Annotated in this window: 11 protein-coding genes; 8 read left to right on the top strand and 3 right to left on the bottom strand. The window is 63.4% G+C overall.

Annotated elements, in window-relative coordinates; translation table 11 throughout:
- The first annotated feature begins 59 nt into the window (after positions 1-59).
- Positions 60-1,091 (top strand): ABC transporter ATP-binding protein, encoded by a 1,032-nt coding sequence (locus ABQE93_RS04565; RefSeq protein ID WP_448406080.1) that lies wholly within the window; start codon positions 60-62, stop codon positions 1,089-1,091.
- 23 nt (positions 1,092-1,114) lie between these two features.
- Positions 1,115-2,299, top strand: coding sequence for an ABC transporter substrate-binding protein (locus ABQE93_RS04560; RefSeq protein WP_448406079.1), 1,185 nt, complete (start codon positions 1,115-1,117; stop codon positions 2,297-2,299).
- A 4-nt stretch (positions 2,300-2,303) separates the two neighbouring features.
- On the opposite strand, the gene ABQE93_RS04555 is transcribed toward ABQE93_RS04560, so the two are convergent.
- Together ABQE93_RS04555 and ABQE93_RS04550 are read right to left on the bottom strand one after the other, a co-directional pair.
- A complete protein-coding gene (locus tag ABQE93_RS04555) occupies positions 2,304-2,870 on the bottom strand; it encodes a dihydrofolate reductase family protein (protein WP_448406078.1) in 567 nt (188 codons plus the stop codon).
- A 256-nt stretch (positions 2,871-3,126) separates the two neighbouring features.
- Positions 3,127-3,774, bottom strand: coding sequence for a TetR/AcrR family transcriptional regulator (locus ABQE93_RS04550; protein WP_448406076.1), 648 nt, complete (start codon positions 3,772-3,774; stop codon positions 3,127-3,129).
- Positions 3,775-4,642: 868 nt separating this feature from the next.
- Between ABQE93_RS04550 and ABQE93_RS04545 the strand changes: the two genes are divergently transcribed.
- The 6 genes from ABQE93_RS04545 (at position 4,643) to ABQE93_RS04520 (ending at position 9,790) form a co-directional block, all read left to right on the top strand.
- Positions 4,643-6,145, top strand: a complete 1,503-nt coding sequence (locus ABQE93_RS04545; protein ID WP_448406075.1) for an alpha/beta hydrolase — start codon at positions 4,643-4,645, stop codon at positions 6,143-6,145.
- A gap of 469 nt (positions 6,146-6,614) precedes the next feature.
- The gene (locus tag ABQE93_RS04540; protein ID WP_448406074.1) at positions 6,615-7,118 is read left to right on the top strand and encodes a hypothetical protein; all 504 of its coding nucleotides are present in this window, start codon (positions 6,615-6,617) and stop codon (positions 7,116-7,118) included.
- The gene (locus ABQE93_RS04535; protein ID WP_448406073.1) at positions 7,087-7,500 is read left to right on the top strand and encodes a type II toxin-antitoxin system RelB family anti-toxin; all 414 of its coding nucleotides are present in this window, start codon (positions 7,087-7,089) and stop codon (positions 7,498-7,500) included. The genes ABQE93_RS04540 and ABQE93_RS04535 overlap by 32 nt, the downstream gene beginning before the upstream one ends.
- The gene (locus ABQE93_RS04530) at positions 7,493-8,488 is read left to right on the top strand and encodes a hypothetical protein (protein WP_448406072.1); all 996 of its coding nucleotides are present in this window, start codon (positions 7,493-7,495) and stop codon (positions 8,486-8,488) included. The genes ABQE93_RS04535 and ABQE93_RS04530 overlap by 8 nt, the downstream gene beginning before the upstream one ends.
- 103 nt (positions 8,489-8,591) lie before the next feature.
- Complete coding sequence (locus ABQE93_RS04525) at positions 8,592-8,903, top strand: hypothetical protein (RefSeq protein ID WP_448406071.1); 312 nt, start codon at positions 8,592-8,594, stop codon at positions 8,901-8,903.
- A 179-nt stretch (positions 8,904-9,082) separates the two neighbouring features.
- Positions 9,083-9,790 (top strand): endonuclease/exonuclease/phosphatase family protein, encoded by a 708-nt coding sequence (locus tag ABQE93_RS04520; protein ID WP_448406523.1) that lies wholly within the window; start codon positions 9,083-9,085, stop codon positions 9,788-9,790.
- A gap of 132 nt (positions 9,791-9,922) precedes the next feature.
- On the opposite strand, the gene ABQE93_RS04515 is transcribed toward ABQE93_RS04520, so the two are convergent.
- Positions 9,923-13,006: a replicative DNA helicase gene (locus ABQE93_RS04515; protein WP_448406070.1), complete on the bottom strand. Its 3,084-nt coding sequence runs from the start codon at positions 13,004-13,006 to the stop codon at positions 9,923-9,925.
- Between the last annotated feature and the right edge of the window lie 142 nt (positions 13,007-13,148).

Here is a 13,148-nt window from a genome sequence, read left to right as displayed (position 1 = left end):
GGAAGCACGACGAGTGCGCGGTCGACAACCTCGATCTGACGATCGATCACGGTGACTTCATGTGCATGCTCGGCCCGTCGGGCTGCGGCAAGACCACGACGCTGCGGATGATCGCCGGACTCGAACAGCCAACGGCGGGTTCAATCTCTGTCGCCGACCGGATACTGGACTCGGTCGAGCGCGGGGTGTTCGTTCCACCGGAGCGCCGCGAGATGGGCCTGGTCTTCCAGGGCTATGCGCTGTGGCCGCACATGACGATTCGTCAGAACACCGAGTACGGACTGCGCTTGCGCAAGGTCAGCAGAGCCGAACGGCGGCGTCGCGCCGACGAGGTGATGGCGGTGATGGGCATCGACCGTTACGCCGACCGCTACCCTTCGCAGCTGTCAGGCGGGCAGCAGCAGCGGGTAGCGCTGGCCCGGATGCTGGCCGTCAATCCCGGCGTCATGCTTCTCGACGAACCGCTTTCGAACCTCGACTCGCGGCTACGGCTCGAGATGCGGGCGGAACTCAAACGGATTCACCACGACTTCGGCTCCACCGTCGTCTTCGTGACCCACGACCAGTGGGAGGCAATGACATTGGCGACCCGGATCGCGGTGATGTTCGAGGGCCGACTTCAGCAGATCGGATCACCGACCGACATCTACGACCGCCCCCGGAACCGGTTCGTCGCCGAGTTCCTCGGCAACCCTCCCCTCAACGTCGTCGAGATCGTCGATGCCGAGTCCGCACCGCACGTGGCGGCGGCGTACGCCTTCGGCAAGGCTCGGGCTTCGGGCAGCGGAGCCATGCCGGGTTCGGTGGGGTTTCGTCCGGAGTCGATCCGCATCGACGGCCGCGGTGAGCCGCTTGCCGGTGACGGGCTGGTCATCGACGGCGTCGTGTTCGCTGTCCTCGCGACCGGTGGCAGTTGGACCATCGAAGTGGTCGTCGATGACCGCCACCTTTTCGCGACGACATCGGTGAACCCGACGTGGCGGCCAGGTGATGACGTCCGAATACGTGTTGCCGCCAATGATGTTCACGTGTTCGACGCCGAAGGCGATCGCGTCGATGCGAGCTTGCGCACTGCCCTATCCACCCGCTAACCGATCGTCAACGAAGGAGGACTATGTACAGCACCCATGCCCGCGGCCGCGGTGTCATGCTTGCCGGCGCGGCCCTTGCGCTCCTGCTGGCGGGGTGCGCGCCGCCCAGCCCGACAAGCACCGACGCCACGTCGCCGCCACTGGTGCAGAAGTCGACGCAGCCCGACGAGGACCCGGCCGGCTTCGATCTCGATGCGCTGATCGCCGCTGCCCGCACCGAACCGGGCATCACGATCTATGACCAAACCACCAAGGTCGTCGCCACCGCCGAGGCTTTCGCCGCCAAGTACGGGCTCGAGGCCACCGGGGTGAAGGTTGAGCTGGGAGCGATCGACAAGGTGCAGAAGGAATACCAGTCCGGCAACGTCATCGGTGACGTCGTCATCAACGAAGACCTCCCGACGTACGCCGTGGAGTTGCTCGACCAAGGCGTCCTCGTCAACTGGATTCCCGGGGACGTGAAGGGCTCGATCAAACCCGAGGATCAGTACCCGCTGATCGTTCACTACGGTCCGATGGGGTGGGTCTACAACAGCCAGGCCCACTCGAGTTGCCCGGTTTCCAACATCTGGCAGCTCACCGACGAACAGTTCGACGGACGCGTCGCGATCGCCGACCCGCTGAGCAACGCCAAGTACTCCTACTGGTTCAACACGATGGCTCTGAATGACGACGCCGCGCTGCGCAGCGCGTACAAGGAGCTCTACGGCACGGAACTGACAACGGACCAGCCCGATGCCGCCCACGAATGGGTGAAACGGTTCGCGCAGAACAATCCCAAACTGACCCGTAACGACGAGGAAGTCTCCGAAGCCGTCGGCGCCCCCGGTCAGCAGGAGCCGAGCTTCGGCCCCATCTCCATGGCGAAGTTCCGCAACAACGCTCAGAAGGGCTACCACCTGGCGCTGTGTGACGGCATGAAACCGTGGGCGCTGCAGTCATTCCCGTCGGCGATCGCATACGCGTCTAAGACCGACAGCCCCAACGCCGCCAAGCTCTACATCCACTACATGCTGACCGAGGAGGGCTTCGGCATTCAGCTCGCCGACGGCAAGCCCTCCGCGAATTCGCAGGTACCAGCACCGGACGATCCGTCGCGCGTGAAGGACTATATGGATCAGATGGCGCCGTTCCCCAGTGCCGACCTCGTCAGTGACTATCGCACCAAGTCCGCGTGGGAGGACTTCTGGCGCAGCTCGTATAGCTGACAGGTCAGTCGTGTTTCGCTGCGTAGCGCAGCAGGACCGTACCACCCGGGAAGGTGCGATTCTCCAACAGTCGCAGCGAGATCCATGACGGCAGTGTCGGAAAGAACGGTGTGCCGCCGCCCACGGCGGTGGGCGCGACCACGAGCCGGAACTCGTCGACCAGCCCGGCGCGCACGATCGGTGCGGCCAGCGTCGCGCCGGCCACCTCGAGCTGACCGTCGGTTTCGGCTTTCAGCTTGCGCACCGCCTCGACCGGATCGCCGCGTTCCAACCGGGAGTTCCAGTCGACGGACGTAAGGGTGCGCGAGAAGACAACCTTGGGCATATCGCGCCAGATGCGGGCGAAGTCGACGATCAAAGGGGTGGCGTCCGGGGCCTGGTCGGCGGTCGGCCAGTACGCGGACATCAGTTCGTAGAGCCGGCGGCCGTAGAACGACAGGGCGGTCTCGCGCTCGAAGTCATTCCAGTACTGGTGCAGTTCGTCGCTCGGCTCGCTCCAGTCGATGCTGCCTTGTGTGTCGGCGATGTAGCCGTCCACCGAGACGTTGAAGCCATAGATGAGTTTGCCCATGCAGAAAAGACTGCACCGGAGGACCGAACTCATCGCGACGCCACGCGCGATCAACGGGACGTTCGTCGTTACTAGTCATTGAGACGGGTAACACCACGCGCTCCCGACGATTTGGGAGTTCGTCACCACATCATGCCCCCGTCGTCGGTGGCGGACGCAGGAAAATCGGTCGCGGGAGTTTGAAATCAGCTGCGCAAGAATATGAGTCGTTGCCCTGAGCATGTTGCAGTCGATTTCGAGAATACGGACGCAGCGCTCACTGAGACCACTTACCGTCGTGGACCTTGGACCCGGACGAGGGAAACACCCGCGTCGGCTGAGGTGGGTCGGCCAGGATCGCGGGCAGTACGAACGTCTCGAGGTATCGACGTGCGACATCCGGGTCGTCGGTACCCGGCATCACGTTCAGCAGCAGGGTCATCGCGATCCCGATGATGAACTGCGCCAGGTCCAGCGGATCCACACCCGGCCGAAAAGGGTTGGCGTCCTCGCTCATCAGGCCGTCGATGGCGGCTCTAACCAACTGCGTCAGGGCGGGGTCGTCAGCGATCAGTGACGCGACAGTGCCTTCGGGGGATTGCGAATCGACGGTGCGAATGAGGGGATCGCGGACCAATTCGGATGCGACGATGACCAGGGCCTCAACCATCATCTGCACCGCGCCAGCATCGGGCGGCAGCCGCTGCGTCAATACCATGATGTGCCGCTGCGTAGTTCGCTGCACTAGGGCTGTCAGCAACTCGCGGCGGGTGGGGAAGTGCCGGTATATCGCGGTCCGGGAGAACCCTGCCTGGCGCGCGATGGCCTCCATCGATACTGCGCCGTAACCGCGCTCAGTGAACAGTTGCTCGGCGGCGTCGAGGAATGCGTGCCGGATCTGCTCTGGGGCGGCGCCACCCCCCACCGGGCGTCCCCGCGGGCGGCGGGCTGGCGTGGGCAAAGGTCATCGCTCCTGCATTGGCTGCGGCGTTGCCTGTCGAGTATGCCCGAGCCGGCATGATCCGCGGACTTAGTGCTGGTCAGCCGTCACCTGAGGTGACCTTGAATAAGTTACACAGAATCGAATTTGTACATTTTCCTGCGGGGGCCTCGGCGGACGGGCTAACGTGCCCCCGGGTCCAACATCGGGGGTGAATGGAGCGCTGAGAATGCGGTGGCAAGGCGGCGGGGAACGCGGTCCAGGTGAGGCTTTGGCCGTTTGGGCGATACGGTTGGCACTCGTAGCCATCATGCTGTGTTTCGGCCTCTGGGCCGGTGCCACGACACCTGCGAAGGCCTCGCCCGATCATGATTCGGGTGGTAGCGACTCCTCGCAAACGACCTCGGCGCCGAGGCACACCTCGGAGGCAACCGGCTCTCAGCGTGGGTTCACCGAGCCAGACAAGCGGCGGCCTCGTGCCCCCGGCAGCAACCAGGCAGACGGGCCTGCAGAATCGGAACGAGGCACCAGGATCGGCCAGCGGGCTCGGGATGCAGCCGCGCCCATCTGGACCAATAGGCCGCAGGCCGAGCAGGCTGATTCGACTCAGGCGGATCTGTCTGCCTCAGAAGCCGGCGCAGATGCCGAAAGGGCGAGGAGCCCGTTCGATCGCCCGGGCAAACCCCACCGTGCGGCGCGAGATGACGCGCGCTCGGAGGCCACCGACATCCGCGAGGCAGCGACCGCCGAGGCGGAATCCACCACCGCAGGTACCCCAGCCGAAAGCACCCTGGCCGACGAGGAAGATCGGGCCGTCGAGTTGGTGGAAGGCACTCAGCAACCGACCAATACGGTGGTTGACAGTGATCAGCCGGATCGTGCCCGAGCCCGGCTCATCGACCGTACACCACCGCTGGCCGTGCAGCGGGACTCGGCGCTAGCCGATGAATCGATCGCGGAATCCCCCGAGGCGACCGGTGAATCGGTGGCGCCCGAAGTCGGGCTCACCGTTTCGACCGCCGATGCACTGGACAGGCTGGGAGTGCTGGACAGGCTCACCGCGCCCGAAGCAGGCAACGCCGGCGTGACCAGTTCAACCGATGAGTTCAAGCCGACGCCGGTGGACGCCATCCGCACGGTTGTCGATGAGATCACCGCGCGAGGCCGAGCGCTGTTGACCCACCTCGTCGAGAGGTCCGAGGGCACCCCCCTCGCCTATCCGTTGGTGTCGGCCGCCGCGATCGCCAGCCAGTTCAGCCAGCCGCTGGGCGGCAATGTGGTCAACGTCATCGGATCGCTGTTGTTCAACATCATCGGTGCGGCGATGCACCTGATCTCAGGGCCTGCGATCGTGCCGCCGGGCAGCAGCGTCAGCGTGCGCACCTCCACGCTGACGCTGCCAAACTCCGGTCAGACGGTCCGGGCGGACTGGTACTTCCCGGATGAGGTGGACGACTCGACACGCCTGATCTATCTGCAGCACGGCTTCATGGCGACCGGGCCGATGTACAGCTACACGGCGGCGCATCTGGCGGAGCGCACCAACAGCATCGTGGTTGCCCCGACCCTGTCGTCGAATCCGTTCGACGCGCACGGAAATTGGCTGGGCGGGGCACAATTACAGCAGTCGGTGGCCGACTTGTTCGTCGGGGACCGCGCGGAACTGACCGAAAGTGCTAGCGCCGCAGCCAGACACCAGGTGACGTTACCTGACTCGTTTGTCATGGTCGGGCACTCGCTCGGCGGGGCATTCGTCAGTGGTGCCGCTGCCGCCACCGTGAACAACGGCGCCATCGACAACCTCAAGGGTGTGGTGCTGCTCGACGGGGTCGATGTTGCCGACACCATGCCCCGTGCCCTCGACAAACTCAGCGGCGACAACTACCGCCCGGTGTACGACGTGTCCTCGGAGCGGTACGTGTGGAGTCTGCACGGCGTCACCGGCGACGCGCTGGAGAAAGCTCGTCCAGGTGAGTTCAACGGCGTCATGCTCGTTGGGGGCCGGCACATCGACGCCGCGCGGGGTGGTAATCCGCTGCTCCAGATCGCCGAGTACGTGATCACGGGCTTCTCGCAGCCACAGAACACCGCGGCGGCCGAGGTTCTGACAGCCGGCTGGATCAACGATATGTTCGACGGGACACAAGATTCAGGCATCTATGGGGACCCGGGGGAGATGCTGCACATCCCCACCAGGGCGGGCACCGCAACGGCGGTGGTACTACCGTTCCCCTCCCCGGATTCTGTGGTTGCCATGCCGTGGGACGGTATCTCCGAGCTGATCCTCAAGGTGATCTTCGGGTTGGCCGGTTACGACCTGCCGGCCCGGTCCACACCGGCCGAGATGACGGTGTGAGGTCACCGACCGGTAAGCACCACTGGACACACGTCCACACACTACGATACTGAATACCTTGTGAGACAACGCGTTTCTCCTCTGCAGGTTCTCGCCGAAGGAGGAACGGTTGGCAACCATCTGCCAAACACCGATGTCGATATCGGCAAACAGCGAGCGCACCAACTCAAGTCGCGGCTCATAGCTGACGTGACTGCCTTGCGTCCTTGACCGGTAGGTCCACTGTCGTGCCACTTCGCTCAGGTCGTTCGCACGCCAGTATGGGACAGAGACACCCGACACCGGCAGTGGCCAATGGGCGCCGATTGCGCGACGTGTTTCGCTGGCCCGACAAAGGCGGTGTCCCCATTGAGCGACATCGCGCGACGCTATAGGACCGGCTTGTGTAACCGCCTCAGCGCCCTGACCCTTGCCTTTGACTTTAGTCTTTACTAAAGTCGCCCGCAAGATGATGCAGAGGCGGATGATCGTGAGGGGACAGCACCATGAAGTCGGCTGCGCAGTCCGCGAGGACGGGGCTACACCCGCCGGCGCGTTCTTGGACGCGCTGAAGAAGGGCGCTTGGGGCGCCCTAGATGATTCCGTACCGTCGGATGAGCAGATCAGCGAGTACCACTGGTTTCTTCATGCGATCCGCCACTGGGCGAACACGGGTGAGCCGGTCTACCGAGGTGCGGTCAATGCGCTGGAGGACGGCGTTTGGGAGTTTCGTCATGGCGATAAGCGTCTGACGTTTTTCGACACAGACGGCAAGGGGGCATATATCCCAAAACTTCCGATCCGTTCTCACGCAGACAGTGAAGCGCCTAACAGCCAGTACTGGCATATCCCGTACTTCGACCAACAGATCCGGCTCGGACACGCCTTCACAAAAGTCAGCCAGAAGACACTCACGCGGGATCTTCTCGAGTCCCGCGACACAAGGGAGGAGGACCTCGCGCATGACCGACCGACCCGACCAGACCTTGATTGATGAGGAACGCGCCACTGACGATGGCGCCCAAGGGCTCGCCGCGGCCGACCTGGCCGGCCAAGTGATGCGCCTCTTGCAGCAAGCGCTCGACGCTTCCGAGATGGACCAGAAGGCTCTCGCCGACAAGCTCGGCGTCACTCAGGGACGCGTCTCACAGGTCATCAACGGCGACGGCAACATGAAGATCGCGGCAGTCGCCCGCTATTTGCGCGCACTCGGCTACGAAACGCATCTCGCCGCCTCACCGGTCATCTCAGGCCTTCCCGCACTCCCTCGTGAGTCAGGTCGCCGCCCTGCCCCTGCCTCGCAGTCGGCAGTGACCGAGCAGCGCTACGTCGCGCGCTTGCCAAAGCGCGGTCGAGTAAGGGCCACGAATGCCTGACGAAATCGAAACGGCGGAACAGCTCATCGCCCTCGCGGTCCTCGGCGACATCGTTATTCACGAACTGTCCGCAATCCGAACTCGGACACTTGACCCATATGGGATCGACCTGCCACCGGACGAACTCCACGCGCCGGAATCGGCCGACGACGACGCCACACTGAGCTTCGCTACTCGCTTGGACGGCACCCAACTCGGGGTGCGATCCCGCGTGGAAACAAGCAACGCCTATGGAACTTTCGTAGTTGACGGAGAAGCACTTTTCGACCTGCCAGTACCCGTGTCGGCAGGGCACACGGGAATCGTGCACGAATTCACCGAACAGATAGGCGCCCCGGTTGTCTTCCCTTACATAAGGACGGCAGTGGCCGCACTGGCCGCGCAGTTGGCCGTGCCCGCGTCGCCGCTTCCCGTACTTCGAGCCGGGGACGTGACACTCACGCATGACGCCGAAATCATCACCGAGGACGAACCCTCGAAGTTCTTCATGCACGGCACTGTGACGAGAACGACTGACGACGGTGGCCAAGAACATGTCGCCGAATTCTTCGTGGATGAGCAGACCGGGATGCTTACCCGGATCGGAGGAGAAGGACAGACACCCGATGCCGACGAATTCCTCAACCTCATCGCCGAGCTTCCTCCTCCCGAAGAGGTAACGGCGGAATGGATCGTGCGCAACCACGGCGATGCCGGAATCCGCCAATCCTTGGAGGCCTTGCGCCACACCAATGGCGACGCAGCCACCGACCAAATGCTTGCCGAAGTTGACCGGGCAGTCGCGCACATCGAAGCAGAGGAAGCCTTCCAATCACTGCAGAACGCAATCGAGAATCTCCATGCCGTAATTGCCTCGGTGGAAAGCACTGACACCGCTGTCGAGGTTGTCGAGGACCAGGCAGGAGCACACGTATCGGCCTCGTTGCTCGACGCCGCCAAACATGTACGCGACGGCTGGCTCCGCGTGCACAATGCGTTGCCCGACTAACCGAGTAACCCCGATCGTGGTCAATGCTTCACACGTGCGCAGACCGCCGCCTATCAGCGAGCCACCATGTCAGCCAAGACCCAACACCCGAAAGAGGACTATCTTGAACAACATCGATTCGCTCTCGATCTCGCTCACCGCAGCGTTGTCCGCCGCCGGCGTCCCCGCCGCGAATCATGAGTTCATTCGCGCATTCACCAACGCCGTTGGCATCGACGCCTTCCGCTTTGTCGATCAGACGAGCAGGCCGCATGTCGTCGCAACAAGACGGGATGGAGGGCTCCCGCTCCACATCTACTACGGGGCAACAAACGGCTTCTACTCAGAAGAAGAAGTTGTCCTCATCGCGGGATCCGCCCCTGACCGCCGAGAAAGCGGCTCCCGCAAGGAACATGGTGCGTCGAACATCCGGTGAACCAAAGCCGTCCCCCGGGCCCGCGTTCTAAAGATGTACGACGCGAAGGAGCCTTTTGCGCATGCGGCATGCAGCGATCAGTGACCGGAGTGTGCCCGAGCTGCGACTAACTAACCCCTGGGCATCACGCTGACCATCATGCTTGCTGGAGAACTGGACCAGACGATAGGAGGAACGTAATCGACACCCGGATAGCAACTCTGAACATTCGCCAGGGCGGAACCCGATCCGCGGAAGCCCTCGCGACTCGACTTCTCGGGTACGACGCCGACCACCTTGTGATCACCGAATTCCGCACCAACGATGGCGGTACACGGCTGAAGACCCGTCTGGCGGCCGCGGGCTACGCCATCACCCACCCAAACACCGGACCCCGTCAGAACACCGTCCTCATCGCATCCCGACACGCCATCACGCAACGGTGGCCCTTTCTCAGCGACGGGCTCGACACGCGACATCTGTTGTGCGCAGACGTCAACGGGCTGCTGGTGTGCGGTGTCTACATGCCTCAGAAGACCGCCAAGCTCCCCTACTGGGAAGCGCTGATCGCTCGGGCTCGCCTCAGCGGAATCGACTTGTTGATTGGTGACTTCAATACTGGCAACAACGATCTCGATAAGGGCTTGAGGGGATCGAAGTTCATCGGGCCGGAAATGCCTGGGCGACTAATAGACTCTGGGTACACCGACCTGTGGAGATCGCAACATCCTGGACAGCGTGAGTACTCGTGGTACAGCTGCCCCGGCAACAATGGCTTTCGTTTGGACTACATCTTCGCCGCGCCCGACCTCACGCGGCAGGCCTTCACGTGCGAGTTCGACCACGCTCCAAGGCTCGCTGGAGAAACCGATCACTCCGCCCTAGTGGCGTCACTGGGCTGGCCCTGAGCCCGGGGCGGACCAAGACTACGGACATGCACTGGACACCCTGAATCTGTCTCACGTTTTGTGACCAATTGGTCATTTGGTGGCCATTTCAGTTGGGATTTGGTCACGAAGTATGAGAAGTCACAGGTCGTGCTACGCCTTAGCCATGTTGGTGAAGCGGGACAGATGCAGTTGGTGCGCAACGGTAATCGTCTTCGTTGGACCGTTGCGGTGCTTGCCGATGATCAGGTCCGCTTCGCCGCCGCGTGGATCGTCCCGCTCAAACGCGTCCGGCCGGTGCAAAAGTATGACCATATCCGCATCTTGTTCGAGCGAGTTGTGAACTGAAATACCCTGCGCTACAAAGCAACTCGTCCCAGGCACCGTTCCGTCGTACACATCATGGTATCCGATGCTGGTGATCTCTACGATCCTGTCCCAGAATACGTCGTTGGTCGCGAGGTCATGCAACTCCCGATCCTCAAGCACCGCGGCCGCTCGATGAAGACGGTCCCGGCTCGGAGGTTCCTTCAACAACGTTGTGGAGGAGATCGCAGATCCGGATGCTTCAACAAACTCCCTCGGCGACAGTTGTCTATCAGCCAAAGAGCGCTTTACCCGATCCCATACCTCGACTGGCACGGTATCCCTCCCCGCACGGTGTGCGCGCGCGGTGAGTTCATCGAGTACTTGCTTAGCCTTGACACCCCGTTCTCCGTGCACGCCAACCTTGGCCAAGAAAGCCCTTTGGTTGTCATGCCATTCGATGTAGAGGAACCAGCAGTCGCGGTAACCCGCCTTACGAGTCTTGGCGATCCGACTCTGAACACCTAGACGTAGGAGAAGTTGCTGAACGTCGTCGACCAACCGGCGGCTCGTCGACGCGTAGTAGATCCTTCCTTGCCGCGCCCTGCCATCCCAACGCACACTGCCGTCCGTCGCCCACAGGTGATGCAGGAACAATGCGACCTGATCATTCGGTGCCGCGAAAATCTCTGCCGGAACGAACTTTTCGTTGCTGCGCTTACCGAACAATCCGAGTTTGTCCAGCCACGCCGCGATCGGATTGCGCTTGCCCCGCGCCAATCGGTACGGCGCCGGCAGCCGCAGCGTCGTTACCCGCGCCGCTGGATAGTCGTCACGCACCGCGATAACCCCGAAATGCTCTGCCGCGGATGCGACCGCGTGCAAGTTCCACTCATCGATACTGGCGTAGCGGATCGGCTGATTCTTTACGCACGAACCGTCTCCGATCATGTGCGCCAGTAGGATGATCTCCGACTCATCCATCCGTTGCGTGTGCACCGGTTCGGGCACCCGACGCGGCACCGCCACGCGGTCGCCAACCTGCAACTCGCCCAGCGGAGTCCAGCCGTCCAACGTCATGAACGGATGGTTCGCTGTCGCCTCCACCTCACGGCCCGACGCCAACCGCACCTTGAACACTTCCTTGTGCCCGCTGTAGAACACGTTGGTCATCGGCCGCGCGACCATACGCTTGCGCTCATCCATCGACCACACCAGCGGCCGCTCGCCGGTGCGCATCAGTTCACCGAACGTCACCTCGGCCCCGGTGTCCGCCCGCAGGATCCGCGTATTGGCCGTCAGACAGCCCGACTCACGAAGATCCGAGATCATCGGCTTCTTGTCGGTGCGCTGTTCGGGACCGCGGTTCAGCTGGCTGATCGCCACCACCGGCACATCGAGTTCCTTGGCCATCAGCTTGAGGCTTCGGGAGAAGTCCGACACCTCCTGTTGACGCGACTCGTACTTCTTGCCCGACGTCATCAGCTGCATGTAGTCGACAACGATGAGCTTCAGCCCGGCCTTTTGCGACAGGCGCCGTGCCTTGGCCCGGATCTCCATCATGGTCAGGTTTGGCGAATCGTCGATATACAACGGCGCTTCGCTGATCTCGCTCATCCGCCGCGCCAGCCGGGTCCAGTCGTCGTCGCTCATCCGACCCGAGCGCATGTCGGCCAGCTTGATCTTCGCCTCCGCCGACAGCAACCGCATGACGATCTCGGAGCGGCTCATCTCCAAGCTGAAGATGACGCTGGACATCTGGTGCTTGATCGAGCACGACCGCAAGAAGTCCAACCCCAGCGTCGAGTTGTGCGTCGGCACCATCTCCCGGCCCGCCAGATACAGGTGATCGGCGCTGGTGACCTCGACGCAGCGTACGGGCACACTCGCAGCGCGCCGGACCGCATCGATGCCCCACGCCGACTGGCGCCGGCCACCCGCCGTCGCGAGCGCCGGCACCCGCGTCGCGCTGATGACGTCGGCGCCCGGTCGCAGCGCCGTGGTGACCTGCACACCCCGACTGGTCGGCCACTGGTGCATCCCGTCCGCGACAATCACCGTCCCGTCGGCGAATTCGACCTCGTAGCACGGTCGGCCCAGCATGACCTCGGTCGCCGCCGCCACCTGTGTCGGCTCACCGTCGGCGCCCAGCAGCCAATCCCCGACGGCGACGTCGCCCATGGTGGTCCAGCCCGTCGGCGTGGGCAGCGGCGTATCCAGTGCCAGCGCCTTACCCACACCAGGCCTGGCCGCGATGATGATCATCTGGCCCGGATGCAAACCGTTGGTGACGTCGTCGAGTTCGATGAAGCCCGTCGGCACACCGCGGGCCAGCCCGCCCTGCGAAGCGATCGCGTCGATCTCGTCCATCGTCGGCTGAAGCAGATCCTCCAGCGGCACGAAATCCTCGGACCCGCCGCGGCCCTCGGTGACGTCATAGATCTCGGCCTGCGCGCGGTCCACGATCTCGGTGACGTCGGCGCCCTCCGCGCCGGCATAGCCGTACTGCACGACGCGCGTTCCGGCCTCCACAAGCCGGCGCAGCAGTGCCTTCTCCGCCACGATGCCCGCGTAGTAACCCGCATTGGCCGCCGTCGGCACCGTCGAGATCAGCGTGTGCAAATACGGCGCCCCGCCGATGCGACGCAACAACCCCCGCCGATCGAGTTCCGCGGCCACCGTCACCGCGTCGGCCGGCTCACCGCGGCCGTACAGGTCCAGGATCGCGTCGTAGACGTTTTGGTGGGCGGGCCGGTAGAAGTCGCCGGGGCGCAGCCGCTCCAGCACGTCGGCGATGGCGTCCTTGCTCAGCAGCATGCCGCCGAGCACGGCCTGCTCGGCCGCGGCGTCCTGCGGCGGTTGACGACCGAAGTCCTCACTGGGCGGCGGAGCATCCATGCCCGAATGGCCCAAGTCGTCAACGACAGCCACCTAGCCCTGCACCTCCCCTAGTTCAAAGCCCGAACGCACGTTCGACACGCGCTGCCGTGACGGTAAATGAGCCCACCGACAAATCGCCCGCGACGGCTCACGCTAGACGTTGCTGGAGCCCAGTCAATGGGGGCCTGTTCAT

The organism is Mycolicibacterium sp. XJ662, assembly GCF_053484035.1.
The sequence above is the reverse complement of the archived record's forward strand: the minus strand, read 5'-3'. Positions and strand labels throughout refer to the sequence as shown.

What these genes read in the sequence shown, in the direction of transcription:
- ABQE93_RS04565 (WP_448406080.1), top strand. Translation starts at nt 60, where the DNA reads ATGTGCATGCTCGGCCCGTCGGGCTGCGGCAAGACCACGACGCTGCGG.
- ABQE93_RS04560 (WP_448406079.1), top strand. Translation starts at nt 1,115, where the DNA reads ATGTACAGCACCCATGCCCGCGGCCGCGGTGTCATGCTTGCCGGCGCG.
- ABQE93_RS04555 (WP_448406078.1), bottom strand. Translation starts at nt 2,870, where the DNA reads ATGGGCAAACTCATCTATGGCTTCAACGTCTCGGTGGACGGCTACATC.
- ABQE93_RS04535 (WP_448406073.1), top strand. Translation starts at nt 7,087, where the DNA reads ATGACCGACCGACCCGACCAGACCTTGATTGATGAGGAACGCGCCACT.
- ABQE93_RS04530 (WP_448406072.1), top strand. Translation starts at nt 7,493, where the DNA reads ATGCCTGACGAAATCGAAACGGCGGAACAGCTCATCGCCCTCGCGGTC.